This is a genomic window from Kocuria salsicia, assembly GCF_039532055.1.
GTDB classification, from domain to species: domain Bacteria; phylum Actinomycetota; class Actinomycetes; order Actinomycetales; family Micrococcaceae; genus Kocuria; species Kocuria salsicia.
The window spans coordinates 848,983-862,517 of sequence record NZ_BAAARF010000003.1; the positions used below are offsets into that span (position 1 = coordinate 848,983).

Annotated in this window: 15 protein-coding genes; 10 read left to right on the top strand and 5 right to left on the bottom strand. The window is 71.5% G+C overall.

Going from position 1 to position 13,535, the window contains the following annotated elements:
• Window positions 1-68: 68 nt before the first annotated feature.
• From ABD264_RS03740 to ABD264_RS03750, 3 genes are all read left to right on the top strand, one after another.
• Window positions 69-302: a DUF3107 domain-containing protein gene (locus ABD264_RS03740; RefSeq protein WP_055086565.1), complete on the top strand. Its 234-nt coding sequence runs from the start codon at window positions 69-71 to the stop codon at window positions 300-302.
• Window positions 303-655: 353 nt separating this feature from the next.
• Entirely contained in the window at window positions 656-2,359 is a 1,704-nt protein-coding gene (locus ABD264_RS03745) for a DEAD/DEAH box helicase (protein ID WP_344204333.1), read from the top strand.
• A 5-nt stretch (window positions 2,360-2,364) separates the two neighbouring features.
• Entirely contained in the window at window positions 2,365-3,237 is an 873-nt protein-coding gene (locus tag ABD264_RS03750) for a DNA-methyltransferase (RefSeq protein WP_144942069.1), read from the top strand.
• A gap of 171 nt (window positions 3,238-3,408) precedes the next feature.
• On the opposite strand, the gene ABD264_RS03755 is transcribed toward ABD264_RS03750, so the two are convergent.
• Window positions 3,409-4,260 (bottom strand): PHP domain-containing protein, encoded by an 852-nt coding sequence (locus ABD264_RS03755; protein ID WP_144942067.1) that lies wholly within the window; start codon window positions 4,258-4,260, stop codon window positions 3,409-3,411.
• A 121-nt stretch (window positions 4,261-4,381) separates the two neighbouring features.
• Here ABD264_RS03755 and ABD264_RS03760 point away from each other — a divergent pair, with 121 nt between their 5' ends.
• Window positions 4,382-5,989: an aminopeptidase P family protein gene (locus tag ABD264_RS03760; protein WP_344204339.1), complete on the top strand. Its 1,608-nt coding sequence runs from the start codon at window positions 4,382-4,384 to the stop codon at window positions 5,987-5,989.
• Window positions 5,990-6,100: 111 nt separating this feature from the next.
• Here the strand turns inward: ABD264_RS03760 and ABD264_RS03765 are convergent, their stop codons facing one another.
• A complete protein-coding gene (locus tag ABD264_RS03765; protein ID WP_186366665.1) occupies window positions 6,101-7,183 on the bottom strand; it encodes a general stress protein in 1,083 nt (360 codons plus the stop codon).
• Window positions 7,184-7,346: 163 nt separating this feature from the next.
• Between ABD264_RS03765 and ABD264_RS03770 the strand changes: the two genes are divergently transcribed.
• The 3 genes from ABD264_RS03770 to ABD264_RS03780 are packed head-to-tail and all read left to right on the top strand — an operon-like array spanning window position 7,347 to window position 10,400.
• The gene (locus ABD264_RS03770; protein ID WP_126874962.1) at window positions 7,347-8,645 is read left to right on the top strand and encodes a magnesium transporter MgtE N-terminal domain-containing protein; all 1,299 of its coding nucleotides are present in this window, start codon (window positions 7,347-7,349) and stop codon (window positions 8,643-8,645) included.
• Complete coding sequence (locus ABD264_RS03775) at window positions 8,638-9,216, top strand: DUF1003 domain-containing protein (protein ID WP_344204346.1); 579 nt, start codon at window positions 8,638-8,640, stop codon at window positions 9,214-9,216. The genes ABD264_RS03770 and ABD264_RS03775 overlap by 8 nt, the downstream gene beginning before the upstream one ends.
• Window positions 9,213-10,400, top strand: a complete 1,188-nt coding sequence (locus ABD264_RS03780; protein ID WP_144942061.1) for an Mrp/NBP35 family ATP-binding protein — start codon at window positions 9,213-9,215, stop codon at window positions 10,398-10,400. The genes ABD264_RS03775 and ABD264_RS03780 overlap by 4 nt, the downstream gene beginning before the upstream one ends.
• On the opposite strand, the gene ABD264_RS03785 is transcribed toward ABD264_RS03780, so the two are convergent.
• Together ABD264_RS03785 and ABD264_RS03790 are read right to left on the bottom strand one after the other, a co-directional pair.
• A complete protein-coding gene (locus ABD264_RS03785) occupies window positions 10,401-10,760 on the bottom strand; it encodes a twin-arginine translocase TatA/TatE family subunit (RefSeq protein ID WP_144942059.1) in 360 nt (119 codons plus the stop codon).
• A 45-nt stretch (window positions 10,761-10,805) separates the two neighbouring features.
• Window positions 10,806-11,489 (bottom strand): hypothetical protein, encoded by a 684-nt coding sequence (locus ABD264_RS03790; protein WP_144942057.1) that lies wholly within the window; start codon window positions 11,487-11,489, stop codon window positions 10,806-10,808.
• Between the two features lie 254 nt (window positions 11,490-11,743).
• On the opposite strand from ABD264_RS03790, the gene ABD264_RS03795 reads away from it, so the two are divergent.
• Genes ABD264_RS03795 through ABD264_RS03805 form a run of 3 tightly spaced genes read left to right on the top strand, consistent with a single transcriptional unit; the run spans window position 11,744 to window position 13,229 of the window.
• On the top strand, window positions 11,744-12,376 hold the full coding sequence (locus ABD264_RS03795; RefSeq protein ID WP_344204353.1) for an O-methyltransferase: 633 nt from the start codon (window positions 11,744-11,746) through the stop codon (window positions 12,374-12,376).
• Window positions 12,373-12,861 (top strand): fluoride efflux transporter FluC, encoded by a 489-nt coding sequence (locus ABD264_RS03800; protein WP_144942053.1) that lies wholly within the window; start codon window positions 12,373-12,375, stop codon window positions 12,859-12,861. The genes ABD264_RS03795 and ABD264_RS03800 overlap by 4 nt, the downstream gene beginning before the upstream one ends.
• Window positions 12,858-13,229: a fluoride efflux transporter FluC gene (locus tag ABD264_RS03805; RefSeq protein WP_144942051.1), complete on the top strand. Its 372-nt coding sequence runs from the start codon at window positions 12,858-12,860 to the stop codon at window positions 13,227-13,229. Before ABD264_RS03800 ends, ABD264_RS03805 begins: the two co-directional genes overlap by 4 nt.
• A gap of 102 nt (window positions 13,230-13,331) precedes the next feature.
• Here ABD264_RS03805 and ABD264_RS03810 read toward each other — a convergent pair whose 3' ends face one another.
• Complete coding sequence (locus ABD264_RS03810; protein ID WP_082810297.1) at window positions 13,332-13,499, bottom strand: DUF3117 domain-containing protein; 168 nt, start codon at window positions 13,497-13,499, stop codon at window positions 13,332-13,334.
• Between the last annotated feature and the right edge of the window lie 36 nt (window positions 13,500-13,535).

A 13,535-nucleotide genomic window follows, 5' to 3' on the forward strand; every position in this document is an offset into this window, starting at 1 on the left:
GCACCGAGTCCGGCACACAGGACACCCACCGGCGCGCGGTGAGCGCGCGCCGTCGCAGGAGGCAAGCCATGGAAATCAAGATCGGCATCCAGAACGTGGCCCGCGAGCTCGTCGTGAACTCGGAGCTCGGCGCGGAGGAGGTCCAGGCCAAGGTCAGCGAGGCCCTGCAGTCCGGCACGCCGCTCGTGCTCCAGGACACCAAGGGCAGCACCACCGTGGTCCCCGCCGCGAGCATCGGCTACGTGGAGACCGGCCAGGAGACCAAGCGCAAGGTGGGCTTCACGCCGCTGCCCCTCGGCTGATCCGCTCAAACGCCCTGGGACGCCCGACGCCGCCCGGCGCCACCACCAGGACCCGCCGCACGATGCCCCCGGACCTCCCGTCCGGGGGCATCGTGCGTGCAGCAGGTACACTGGGACTGTTTGCCAGGATGACCGGTCGTCCCACGAGACCGTCACGTTCACTTGTCACCCGTTTTCGAGGATCCCGCCCGGAGAGCCCCAGCGCCCTCCGCAGAGCGCTCGGACGGGGTGCGTTTCACGATCGGCTTCCTCTCACCGCGCGGCGGCCCCCGGCCCGCGCCGCCCGTCCACCAGGACGGACTCGGCAGCGGACACCGCGGTTCGTGCCCCGCGCCAACCCGTGAAGGACTTTCGTGACCGACATCACCGCAACACCGCAGGACAAAGCCCCCGAGCTCGACGAGGCCGGGACCCAGGCCGTCGAGACCGCCGAGCCCGTGGCCGAGACCACGTTCGCGGACTTCGGCGTCCGCCAGGACATCGTGGACGCCCTCGCCGCCCACGGCATCACCTCCCCGTTCCCCATCCAGGCCATGACGCTGCCCATCGCGCTGTCCGGGCAGGACATCATCGGCCAGGCCAAGACCGGCACGGGCAAGACCCTCGGCTTCGGCATCCCCGCGCTGCAGCGCGCCGTGGGGCGGGACGACGCCGGGTGGGAGCAGCTCAAGAAGCCTGGCGCCCCCCAGGCCCTGATCGTGGTCCCCACGCGTGAGCTCGCCGTGCAGGTGGGCAGCGACCTCGCGATCGCCGCGAAGACCCGCAACGCCCGCGTGGCCACGATCTACGGCGGGCGGCCCTACGAGTCGCAGATCGCCGAGCTGGAGAAGGGCGTGGAGGTCGTGGTGGGCACCCCCGGGCGCCTGATCGACCTCAGCCGGCAGCGCTACCTGGACCTGAGCCATGTGCGCATGGTCGTACTGGACGAGGCGGACGAGATGCTGGACCTCGGCTTCCTCCCGGACGTCGAGAAGCTGCTCGCGAGCGTTCCCGAGGTGCGACAGACCATGCTGTTCTCGGCCACCATGCCGGGCCCCGTGGTCGCCATGGCGCGCCGCTACATGACCCACCCGATGCACATCCGCGCGGCCGCCCCGGACGAGGGCACCACCAAGAAGGACATCCGCCAGGTCATCTACCGCGCACACCACCTGGACAAGGATGAGGTGGTGGCGCGCATCCTGCAGGCCGAGGGCCGCGGACGCAGCATCATCTTCACGCGCACCAAGCGCGCAGCCGCGAAGCTCGCGGACGAGCTGATCCACCGTGGCTTCGCCGCCGCTCCCCTGCACGGGGACCTCGGCCAGGGTGCCCGTGAGCAGGCGCTGCGCGCCTTCCGCCACGGCAAGGTTGACGTGCTGGTCGCCACGGACGTGGCCGCCCGCGGCATCGACGTGGAGGACGTCACCCACGTCATCAACTTCCAGTGCCCCGAGGACGAGAAGACCTACCTGCACCGCACGGGCCGCACCGGGCGCGCAGGCAACAAGGGCACGGCCATCACGTTCGTGGACTGGGACGACGTCCCCCGCTGGCGGCTGATCGACAAGGCCCTGGATCTCGGCATCCCCGAGCCCGTGGAGACCTACTCATCCTCCGAGCACCTCTACACGGACCTCGACATCCCGCGCACGGCCAAGGGCAAGCTGCCCCGCTCCCAGCGCACGCTCGAGGGCCTCGCCGGCGAGGAGCTCGAGGACCTGGGCGACGCCCGCCCGGCGCGCGGCGACAAGCGCTCCCCGGGCGGCTCGCGCGACGGCTCGGGGTCACGACGTCGCTCGGGCACTTCCGGCGGCGGCTCCGGCCGTAGCCGCTCCGGGGGCTCGGGCCGCAGTCGCTCGGATGGCCCCGGCCGTTCGGGCGAGCGCTCGCGGGACGGCTCCGCTGGCGAGAAGGCCGGCGGTGAGGGCTCCCGCGAGGACTCCACCCGGGCTCCACGCGAGAAGTCCACGGAGAACTCGGGAACCGGGGCGAAGCGGCGTCGTCGGCGACGCCGTCCCTCGGGTCAGAACCGGCCCGCCCAGGGCGAGCAGAACTCCCCCGCCGCCCAGGACTGAGGCGGATGACGGCGCGGGCGCCCTTCGCGTTCGACCCGCAGGGCGTCAGTGCCGTGGTGGCCGGTGAGAACCTCACGGTCCTGGAGTCGCTGCCGGACGAGAGCTTCTCCCTGATCTACCTGGATCCCCCGTTCAACACGGGCCGGGACCAGGTGCGGCGCACCACCCGTTCCATCCATCGTGCGGCGGGCGAGGGCGACCGCGTGGGCTTCGCGGGCCGCTCCTACGAGACGGTGCTCGGCAGCCTGCGCCGCTACGAGGACTCCTTCGCGGACTACCTGGGCTTCCTGGAGCCCCGGCTGCTGCACGCCCGGCGCGTGCTCGCCAGCCACGGGACCCTGTACGTGCACCTGGACTACCGCGAGGTGCACTACGTGAAGATCCTGCTGGACGCCCTGTTCGGGCGGGAGTGCTTCCTCAACGAGATCGTCTGGGCCTACGACTTCGGGGCGCGCACGCTCAAGCGCTGGCCCGCGAAGCACGACACCATCCTGGTCTATGTGAAGGACCCGGACGCCTACCACTTCAACTCCGAGGACGTGGACCGCGAGCCGTACATGGCCCCCGGTCTCGTGGGCCCGGCCAAGGCCGCCCGCGGCAAGCTGCCCACGGACGTGTGGTGGCACACGATCGTCTCCCCCACGGGCCGGGAGAAGACCGGCTACCCCACCCAGAAGCCGGAGGGGGTGCTGCGGCGCATCGTCACGGCGTCATCGCGCCCCGGTGACTGGGTGCTCGACTTCTTCGCCGGCTCCGGGACCACCGGCGCGGTCTGCGCCGCCCTGGACCGCCGGTTCGTGCTGGTGGACAGCAACCCGGAGTCCGTGGCGGTCATGCACCGCCGCCTCCCGGGCGTCCCGGTGCTGCGCGCCCCCTGAGCGGGCCGTTCGCCGAGCAGGCCGAGGACGACGCGCCGCCCACCGACTGTCCCGACCACCGGTCCCGAACCGACGGCAGCACCTGCTTTCCATCCGGTGGGGAGACGGCTTGACCAGAGGTCGCGGCCGCCCCTCGCCGACGACGCCGCGCTCCGGTCACCGCTGCCGACCTCAGGGCCAGCGCACCTCCACGCCAGAGGTGGCCTGTTCGCAGATCCTCGTGAGCGAACGCACAGAGGTGGAGTTCTCCCCCAGCCGGTTGGGCTTGCCCGCGCCGTGGTAGTCGCTGGAGCCTGTGACGATCAGGTCGTGCTCCGCGGCGAGCTTCATGAGGATCGCGCGGGACTCGTCCGGGTTGTCCCGGTGGGCCACCTCCAGACCGGCGAGCCCGACGTCGATCATGGCGTCGAAGTCCGCGGCACTCGCCACGCGTCCCCGCAGCGGCGCCATGGGGTGCGCGCACACCGGGACCCCGCCCGCCGCACGCACGAGCTTGATGGCCTCCACCGGGTCCAGGGCCCGGTGGCGCACGTAGTACTTGGATCGGCCCGAGAGCAGGCCGGAGAACGCCGCGGAGCGGGTGGGCACCACTCCGAGCTCCACGAGGGCGTCCGCGATGTGCGGGCGCCCGACCGTTGCGCCCGGACCCACTTGGTGCTGCACGTCCTGCCACGAGATCGGGTAGTCCTCCGCGAGCAGTTCCACCATGCTGCGCGCCCGCGTCAGGCGGTTGCTGCGGCACTCCTCGATCCGCTCCACGAGCGGCTGGTATCCGGGGTCGTGGAGGTAGCTGAGCATGTGCACCGAGATCCCGTCCTGCGTGGTGCATGTGACTTCCATCCCCGGGACGAATGCCACCCCGAGGCGCACGGCGGCGTCGCCAGCCTCCTGCCAGCCCGCCGTCGTGTCGTGGTCCGTGAGCGCGAAGACGTTGAGTCCGGCCTCGCGGGCTGAGCGGGCCACGTCCGCGGGAGTCTGGGTGCCGTCCGAGGCGATGGAGTGGGTGTGCAGGTCGATCTTCACCCGTGCCACGATACCCGCGGGCTCCCACGCGCCGCCCGGTTGACCGTCGTGACACTATGGATCGGACACCACCAGACCCCACGGGCGCGAGGATCCGCGCCGCGAAGGAGATGAGCGCCCCATGACGCAGGGCTCAGAGCACGCCACAGCATCCGGGCACGCGAGCGAGGACACCGCGCAGCCCATGGAGCAGCGCGTGGACAACCGGTCCCAGCGCCCCGACAACGAGCAGTTCCGCGAGTTCATGGCCTCCGGCTGGGCCGCGCCGGAGCACACGACGACGCCGCGCTCCGAGGTCGCTGAGTTCGCCGCCGCCCGCCGCGCCCGGCTCTCGCGACTGTTCCCGGGTGAGCGCCTCGTGGTCCCGGCCGGCGCGCCGAAGGTGCGCTCCAACGACACCGACTACCGCTTCCGTCCCCACTCGGCCTTCGCCCACCTGACCGGCATGGGCGTGGACCACGAGCCCGAGGCCGTGCTGGTCATGGAGCCCACCGACGAGGGAGCCGGGGACGACGGCTCGGGGCACGTGGCCACCCTCTACTTCCACCCGATGGCCGGGCGGGACTCCGCCGAGTTCTACGCGGACGCCAAGAACGGCGAGTTCTGGGTGGGTCCGCGCCCCACGCTCGAGCAGCTTCAGGACGAGTTCGCGCTGCCCACGCAGGACCTCTCCGCACTGGAGACCGCGGTCACGAAGGATGCCGGCAACTCGGCCCTGGGCGGTCTGAGCATCCGGCTCGTGCGGGACGTGGACCTGAACATGGACGCGCTCGTGGACACCTCCCGGATCAACACTGGCGTGGACCTCGAGCAGTCGGACGCGAAGGACGCCACCCTGTCCGAGGCGCTGAGCGAGCTGCGCCTGGTCAAGGACCGGTACGAGGTCGCCCAGCTGCGCGAGGCCGTGGCCGCGACGATCCGCGGCTTCGAGGACATCGTCTCCGTGCTGCCGCGCGCGATCGGCGGCGAGCGCGGTGAGCGTGTGGTCGAGGGGGCGTTCTTCTCGCGTGCCCGCCTGGAGGGCAACGACCTCGGCTACGACACGATTGCCGCCGCCGGCAACAACGCCACCGTGCTGCACTGGATCCGCAACAACGGCTCCGTGAAGCCCGGTGAGTTGATCCTCGTGGACGCCGGGGTGGAGGCCGAGTCCCTCTACACCGCGGACCTCACCCGCACCCTGCCGGTGGACGGCAGCTACACGGACGTGCAGCGCCGGATCTACCAGGCGGTGCTCGACGCCGCGGACGCCGCATTCGAGGTCGCTGTGCCCGGCAACCGCTTCCGCGACGTGCACGCGGCCGCCATGACGGTGCTCGCCCAGCGGCTCGAGGAGTGGGGGCTGCTTCCCGTCTCCGCGGAGGTCTCCCTGTCCGAGGCCGGGCAGCACCACCGCCGCTGGATGCCCCACGGCACGAGCCACCACCTGGGTCTGGACGTCCACGACTGCGCGCAGGCCAAGCGCGAGCTGTACCTGGACGCCGTCATCGAACCGGGCATGGTCTTCACCATCGAGCCCGGGCTGTACTTCAAGAACGAGGACCTCGCGATCCCGGAGGAGTACCGCGGGATCGGCGTGCGCATCGAGGACGACGTCCTGATCACCGAGCAGGGCAACGAGAACCTCTCCGAGGCGCTGCCCCGCCGCCCGGAGGACGTCGAGTCCTGGATCCAGGGCATCTGGAACCGGGACCAGAACGTGGGCCCCGCCGCGGGACCCGCCGCCTGACCTCCCGCTCGGGATACGCCGAACGGCAGAGACCGCGCCCCGCACCGAGATGGTGCGGGGCGCGGTCTCTTTCGTAGGGGGGGGTGGGGGTGACGAGCGCTCAGTTCCGGCTCAGGAGTCGCGGCGGTCCTGCGGCAGGCGCTCCGTCTCGTCCGTACGCTGGGCGGCGTCGTCGCCGGACGGGCGGTTCCACGGCGCCGTCTGCTCCGGCTGGGCCTGGGCAGGCTGACTCTGGTCGGACTCGGGGCGGGCCGCGGGGGCCGTGGGCGTGCCGTTGGCCTCGGGGTCGATGCGGATGCCGTACTGGGGGCGGCCGTCCGGCAGGTCGGGGAACTTCGCCGAGCGGTTGGCGCTCTCCTGTGCGGACTGGCCCGCGGCGGTGGAGCCGTCGGGGCGCGCCGCGTCCCCGGCGTAGCCGGTGCCGCCCGCGGACGACGACTGGGTCCGCGGATCCTGGGACTGCGGGTTGTAGGGCTCGGGACTGTAGGGCTGCGACGGGGCGCCCTGGCCGTTGTTGCCGTACTGGCCGTTCTGCGCGGGGCCGCCGTACGGGGGCCGCTGCTGCGGTGCACCCTGGCCCGGTCCGCCCTGGAAGCCGCCGTTGCGGGGGCCGCCCTGCTGCGGGCCGCCCCACTGGCCGCCCTGCGGCGCCTGCCCGCCGAACCCGGCGGGGGGCTGGCCCTGGCCGTTCTGTCCCGCGGCCTGGCCGCGCTCCATGGCGCTGAGCACCTGCCGCGCCTGGCCCGCGACCTCCGGCGCCGCCAGCACCTCGTAGCTGCCCGCAACGATCCGGCTCGTGGACGTGAAGTCCCGCTTGCCGCGTGACATCGCGTACGTGATGGTGGCCATCAGCATCCAGAACGCGCCACCCAGCACCATGGTCAGCCCCAGGGAGGCCGCCATGTTCGCGCCGCCCAGCAGGGACATGAGCAGGCCGAAGAACGCACCGAAGACCACGCCGTTGAGCGCACCCTGCAGGGCTACGCGCGGGTAGGACAGGCGCCCGGTGACCTGCTCCACGGACTTCAGGTCGCTTCCGATAATCGAGACCATGGCCACGGGGAAGTTCTCGTCCGCCATGTGGTCCACAGCCTTCTGTGCCTGCGCGTAGGTGCGGTAGCGACCGACCACCTCGCCGCGCGGCATCTCCGGGGCGATGGACAGCTGTGCGGGACCTCGACTCGAGTTGCTCATGTCCACCATTGTCCCGTATCCGCCCCGGAGCCCGCCGGGAGAACGCCGGGGCATCGCGACCGGTGAACACGACGACGCCCCCCCTCCCCTCTCCGCGGGGCCCGTGAACCGGATCTCCGCGCCCGGAATGCGTGCGTGTCGCCGTGTTCACTAGGCTGGGCAGGTGAGCACAAACCTTTCCAAGATCTTCGTCGCCAGGCTCATCGGCCTGGACGTCTTCGACCCCCTGGGCGACCGCCTGGGGCGGTTGCGCGACGTCGTGGTCCTGCTGCGCCCCGGCTCCCGCCCGTCGGTGATGAACCGTCCCCTCGTGGTGGGTCTCGTGGTGGAGGTGCTGGGAAAGAAACGCGTGTTCGTGCCCATGACCCGGGTGACGAGCATCGACGCGGACCAGATCATCTCCACGGGCCTGGTGAACCTGCGCCGCTTCGAGCAGCGAGGTGCCGAGACGCTGGCGGTGGGAGAGCTCTTCGACCGCACGGTGGTGCTCCTGGACGGCTCCGGCACGGCGACCATCGAGGACGTCGCCATGGAGAAGTCCGGCAACCGGGGGGACTGGGTCATCTCGCAGCTCTTCGTGCGCCGCTCTCAGACGACCGGTGGTCTGATCCGGCGTCGCAACCAGACGCTGATCGTGGACTGGGAGGACACGGACGACCCCTCCAACGCGGGCCACCAGCCGGCCACCCAGTGGGTCGCGCAGCACGAGGAGGACCAGGCGGCGGACCTCGCGGACGAGCTGCGGGACATGCCGGACAAGCGCAAGCTCGAGATCGCCGCAGAGCTGCAAGACGAACGCCTCGCGGACGTCCTGGAGGAGTTGCCCGAGGAGGACCAGGTGTTCATCCTCACGCACCTGGACAACGAGCGCGCCGTCGCCCTGCTCGAGGAGATGGACCCGGACGACGCCACGGACCTGCTCAACGAGCTGCCGGAGGCAGAGGCCGAGCGACTGATCACCATGATGGAGCCCGAGGACGCCGAGGACGTCCGACGACTGCGCGAGTACGAGGAGGGCACCGCCGGTTCGCTGATGACTCCCGTGCCCATCGTGCTCTCCCCGGAGGCCACGGTCGCGGAGGCCCTGGCGCACATCCGCCAGGAGGAGATCATCCCCGCAGCGGCGTCCGCGGTGCTGGTGTGCCGCCCGCCCCTGGAGACTCCCACGGGCAAGTACCTGGGTTTCGTGCACACCCAGCGGCTGCTGCGCTATCCCCCGCCCGAGGCCATCGGCAACCTGATCGACCGCTCCATCGAGCCCGTCTCGGACCAGGCATCCCTGGCAGACGTGGCGCGCGAGCTGGCCTCGTACGACCTCACGATCCTGCCCGTCGTCAACGACCAGGACCGGCTCGTGGGCGCGGTCACGATCGACGACGTCCTGGACGCCCTGCTGCCCGAGGACTGGCGCACGTACGACGACGGAACCCCTGTTCGAAAGGTGGGCAAGCGGTATGAGTAGCTCAAGACAGAACCCGTCCTCGCAGTACTCCCCCGGTCCCCTGGACCAGCCGCGGGAGAAGCGCCAGGAGTTCCTCACCCGGTTCCGGCCCAACCCGGACGCCTTCGGCCAGTCCACCGAGTCGATCGCTCGGTGGATGGGCACCCCCCAGTTCCTGCTGTGGATGACGGTCTTCGTGGCCATCTGGCTCGGGTGGAACACCATGGCCCCCGAGGAGATCCAGTTCGACCCCCGGTCGCTGAACTTCACGCTGCTCACTCTGATGCTCTCGCTGCAGGCCTCCTACGCGGCTCCCCTGCTGCTGCTCGCGCAGAACCGGCAGGACGACCGTGACCGCGTGGTCGCGGAGGAGGACCGCAAGCGTGGTCAGCAGAACCTCGCGGACACCGAGTACCTCACCCGGGAGATCGCGTCCCTGCGGATCGCGCTGCGCGAGGTCGCCACCCGCGACTACGTGCGCTCCGAGCTGCGCGGGCTGCTCGAGGAGATCATCCAGGACCAGGACGAGCGCGCGGCGCAGCGCGGTGCGCTGGACGCGCAGCCCAAGAACACGGACGGAGCACGGCGATGACCACGGATGACGTCGACCCACGGCTGCGAGCCGCCCTGGACGGGGTGCTCGACCCCGAGCTGCGCCGCCCCGTCACGGAGCTGGGGATGATCCCCTCGGCAACCCTGGAGGACGGGGCGGCGCGGGTCAGCGTGCTGCTGACCGTCTCCGGGTGCCCGCTGCGCTCGACCATCGAGGCGGACCTCACCGCCGCCCTGCGGGAGGTCCCCGAGGTCACGGACGTCACCATTGACGTGGGGGTGATGACCCCGGCCCAGCGCCAGGAGCTGCAGGAACGTCTCGGCCACCACCGCAGCAACCCCTTCGCCGACCCGCACACCCTCACGCGTGTGCACGCTGTCACGAGTGGCAAGGGCGGCGTGGGAAAGTCGAGCGTCACGGTGAACCTCGCGGCGGCGCTCGCAGCGATGGGACGCACCGTGGGCATCGTGGACGCGGACATCCACGGCTTCTCCGTGCCCGGTCTGCTGGGCATCACGCAGGCGCCCACGCGCGTGGGAGACATGATCCTGCCGCCCGTCGTCGAGGTCCCGGAGGGCGTGGACCGGCGGCCCGAGGACAGCGCTGCGGGAGCCGGGCACCGGTCCCGCGGTGTCATTAAGGTCATCTCGATCGGGATGTTCGTGGACCCGTCCCAACCGGTCGCGTGGCGCGGCCCCATGCTGCACCGGGCCGTGGAGCAGTTCCTCACGGACGTGCACTTCGGGGACCTGGACCACCTGCTGCTGGACCTGCCCCCGGGCACCGGGGACATCGCGATCTCGGTGGGCCAGCTGCTGCCGCGCTCCGGCGTGGTGGTGGTCTCCACCCCGCAGCACGCTGCCGTGAGCGTGGCGCAGCGCTCGGGGACGCTCGCCGAGCAGACGGAGCAGCGGGTCACGGGGGTCGTGGAGAACATGTCCGCCATGGTGATGCCAGACGGCACCCGGATGGAGGTCTTCGGGTCCGGCGGGGGCGAGACGATCGCCAGGTCCCTCACCGAGCGGCTGGGCTACGACGTCCCCCTGCTGGGCAGCGTGCCCCTGGACGTCACCGTGCGGGAGGCCTCTGACCGGGGGGTTCCCGCTGTGTGGGCGAACCCCGACTCCCCCGCGGCCACCGCGATGTGGGACGTGGCCCGGGCTCTGGACGAGCAGGGCCGGGGACTCGCCGGGAAGAGCCTCGGAATCACGCCGAGGGGCTGATCAGGTGGCCTCGGTGTCGAACGGCGCCCGTTCGCCGCGGGCCAGCCGTCGCACCGTGGGAGTGCCCGGCGCAGGTTCGCGGGGGGACTGCGCCGCGCGGTCCTGGTCCTCCTCCAGCAGGGCCTCCCGCACGATCACACGGGGGTCGTACTGCCGGGGATCTAGCTTGCGCCAGTCGAGGTCCGAGAACTCCGGGCCCAGGGTCTCCTTGAGGTCGTCCGTGGCACCCGTGGCGTAGCGGCGGACGGCCTTGACCATCTCCTTGAACTTCTGCGTGTACTCGGGAAGCCGTTCGGGCCCAATGATCACCAGGGCCACGATGAGAATGATGATGGCTTCTCCGCCAGAAATCCCGAACACTCGCCGAGCCTATCAACGTCAGGGAGCTCCCCCGCGGGGGCGCTCCTACCCGAACATCTTCCGGAGCCCGTCCGCCACGGTGGCGGCGAACCCCTCGTCCTGCGCGGAGGGCAGACTCACCCGACCCCGGTCCTCCGCCACGATTCCGCTGACCGTCTGCGCCATGGTCGCCGGAGGGGTCTGGGACGTCACGGTGTAGACCGCGTCCGTGCGTGCCACGACGGCGCGCCACTCGCGGCGCTCCAGCCACATCCTGGACCCGGAGATCGAGGAGGCCGCCATGCCCTCCGCGCTCACCGGCAACCCGGTGACGCCGTCCAGGGGGTTTTCCGCGTTCACCCGTCCGCGCTGCTCCACAATGGTCACGGTGCCGTGGTCGTTGTGCAGGGAGAGCACGACGGCGGGCTGTCCGCCCACCCGGGTCTGGCGGATGTCCGCGATGGAGTAGCCCTGCGAGGAGAGGCTAGGCAGCGCCCAGCCCTGGGAGCGGAGGGTGCCGATGTCCGACTCGGAGGTCGTGTCCACCATCCCCTGGGCCCCGGGCGCCCACGTGGCGGTGGCCCGGGCGCTGAGCTGCTCCTCCGGCTGCGAGCGCTTGCCCACGGTGAACGCCACCGCGGTCAGCAGCGCCACGCACACGCACGCCGCAACGGCGGCCACGAGCCCCGCGGTGCGCCTGCCCGGCAGACGAGTGCGCGGGGTGCTAGGGCCCTCGAGACGTGTGGCCATGTGCTCCCCTTCCCGCTCAGCTCGTCCCCGGTGGTGGCTCCGTTCCGGGCCGTTCCGGCGACCATTGTGGTGCAGGAGCCTGACAGAGCTCTGGGCGTCCTCCGGGTGTTCCCGACGCCGCGCACGGTCCGCGATAAGCTGAGCGTAGCGAAGAGACCCGGCCGCGAGGCCGTGTCCACCAACCGCGGAGCGCGGGGTCCACTGGACCCGGGAGCGCACCGTCGAGACACAGCAGCGAAGGGCACCCCGCGTCCATGACCACGGATAAAACCACGAGCTGGGCCTACTGCGAGGCCTACGCCACGGAGGACGAGACCGCCTTCCGTGCCCGCGAGCGCTCCCTGGCCCTGCGGCTGGACCCCGTGACCCCGGCGACCGCCGCGCTGCTGACCGTCCTCGCCTCGTCGGCCCGCCCCGCCACCGCGGTGGAGGTGGGCACCGGTGCGGGTGTCTCGGGCCTCGCGCTGCTGCGCGGGATGCCCGCCGAGTCCGTCCTCACCACGATCGACACGGACATCCGTGCCCTGCGCGCCGCGCGAGACACGTTCCGGGAGGCCAGGTTCGAGACCAAGCGCACCCGCACCATCTCCGGGGCGGCTGGGCTCGTGCTGCCGCGACTCACCGAGAACGCCTACGACATGGTGTTCATCGACGCGGATGTGGCGAGCACGGCCGACTACGTGATCGAGGGTGCCCGGCTGCTGCGCCGCGGCGGGATGCTCGTGGTCAACGACGCCCTGCACCAGGACCTCGTGCCCCAGCCCGCGCAGCGCCAGGAGGAGACCGTGGCCATGCGGGAGGTCGTGCGCACGCTGCGCGACGAGCCGAGGCTGTCCACCGCGGTGCTGTCCACCGGCACCGGCGTGCTGCTGGCCGTCCGCCGGTGAGCCGGGCACCCGTGCGGGACGCCGCGCTCGTGGCCGTCGGCGGAGCGCTCGGCAGCCTGGGCCGCTGGGGGGTCGCCCACGTGCTGCCCGCCGGGTCCCTGTGGCACTGGCCCACGTTCGCCGTCAACGCCCTGGGTGCGTTCCTGCTGGGCCTGTTGCTGGAGTTCCTGACCCGCCCCGGTGTTGAGAGCACGCGCGCCCACACCGTGCGGCTGCTGGTGGGCACCGGTCTGCTGGGCGGTTTCACCACGTACTCCGCGTTCGCCGAGGAGATGTGGCAGCTGGTCGACGGCGGTGACTCCGCCGGGGCGTTCGGCTACGCCGTGGTCACGCTCGGGGCCGGTCTGCTCGCTGCAGCGTTCGGGGTTCTCGCCGGCAGCGCCCTGCGGGACCGTCCTGCGGCCGGGCGAGGGGATCCGGCACCTGCACTGCAGCGCTCGTCCGACGCCGCCGGGCGCGCCACCCAGGATGGAGGGGCCCCGTGATCGCCGTGCTCGCCGTCGCCCTGGGCGGTGCCGCCGGCGCGGTGCTGCGCTTCCTCGTGGACCGGCTGATCGCCTCGCGTCAGAAGCGTCCGTTCCCGTGGGCCATGATCGTCGTCAACGTCACGGGTTCGTTCGTGCTGGGGCTCGTGAGCGGGCTGGGCATGGTGCTCGGTCCCGTGTGGACCATGGCCCTGGGAACGGGGCTGTGCGGGGGCTACACCACGTTCTCCACCGCGATGGTGGACGCCGTTCGACTGGCCCGCGGCCACCGCGGCGGCGCCATGCTGGCCGTGGTGCTCGGCACGGCGTTCTGGAGCCTGCTCGCCGCCGCCGCCGGCATGAGACTCGGCGCGCACTGGGCCGGCTGAATCCCCCCCTCGGAAGACCCCAAACACACAGCACCCCAAACACACAGCGAGGGCCCCCGGTTTCGGGGGCCCTCGCTGCATGAGGTGGGGTGGACGCCGGTGCTACTGGGTCACCGACGCCAGGCACTCGCGCAGCTCCGCCGCTTCGTCCGCCTTGAGCTCGACCACCAGACGCCCGCCGCCTTCCAGGGGGACCCGCATGATCAGGCTGCGTCCTTCTTTGGTGACCTCCATGGGTCCGTCACCAGTTCTCGGCTTCATGGCCGCCATCTGAGAGCTCCTCTTCGTGTGTACTGACGCCCTCCA

Bases quoted from the DNA above. Each gene is read 5' to 3' on its own strand.
- ABD264_RS03810 (WP_082810297.1), bottom strand. From the start codon at position 13,499: ATGGCGGCCATGAAGCCGAGAACTGGTGACGGACCCATGGAGGTCACC.
- ABD264_RS03765 (WP_186366665.1), bottom strand. From the start codon at position 7,183: ATGAGCAACTCGAGTCGAGGTCCCGCACAGCTGTCCATCGCCCCGGAG.
- ABD264_RS03780 (WP_144942061.1), top strand. From the start codon at position 9,213: ATGACCACGGATGACGTCGACCCACGGCTGCGAGCCGCCCTGGACGGG.
- ABD264_RS03750 (WP_144942069.1), top strand. From the start codon at position 2,365: ATGACGGCGCGGGCGCCCTTCGCGTTCGACCCGCAGGGCGTCAGTGCC.
- ABD264_RS03790 (WP_144942057.1), bottom strand. From the start codon at position 11,489: ATGGCCACACGTCTCGAGGGCCCTAGCACCCCGCGCACTCGTCTGCCG.
- ABD264_RS03775 (WP_344204346.1), top strand. From the start codon at position 8,638: ATGAGTAGCTCAAGACAGAACCCGTCCTCGCAGTACTCCCCCGGTCCC.
- ABD264_RS03760 (WP_344204339.1), top strand. From the start codon at position 4,382: ATGACGCAGGGCTCAGAGCACGCCACAGCATCCGGGCACGCGAGCGAG.
- ABD264_RS03740 (WP_055086565.1), top strand. From the start codon at position 69: ATGGAAATCAAGATCGGCATCCAGAACGTGGCCCGCGAGCTCGTCGTG.
- ABD264_RS03795 (WP_344204353.1), top strand. From the start codon at position 11,744: ATGACCACGGATAAAACCACGAGCTGGGCCTACTGCGAGGCCTACGCC.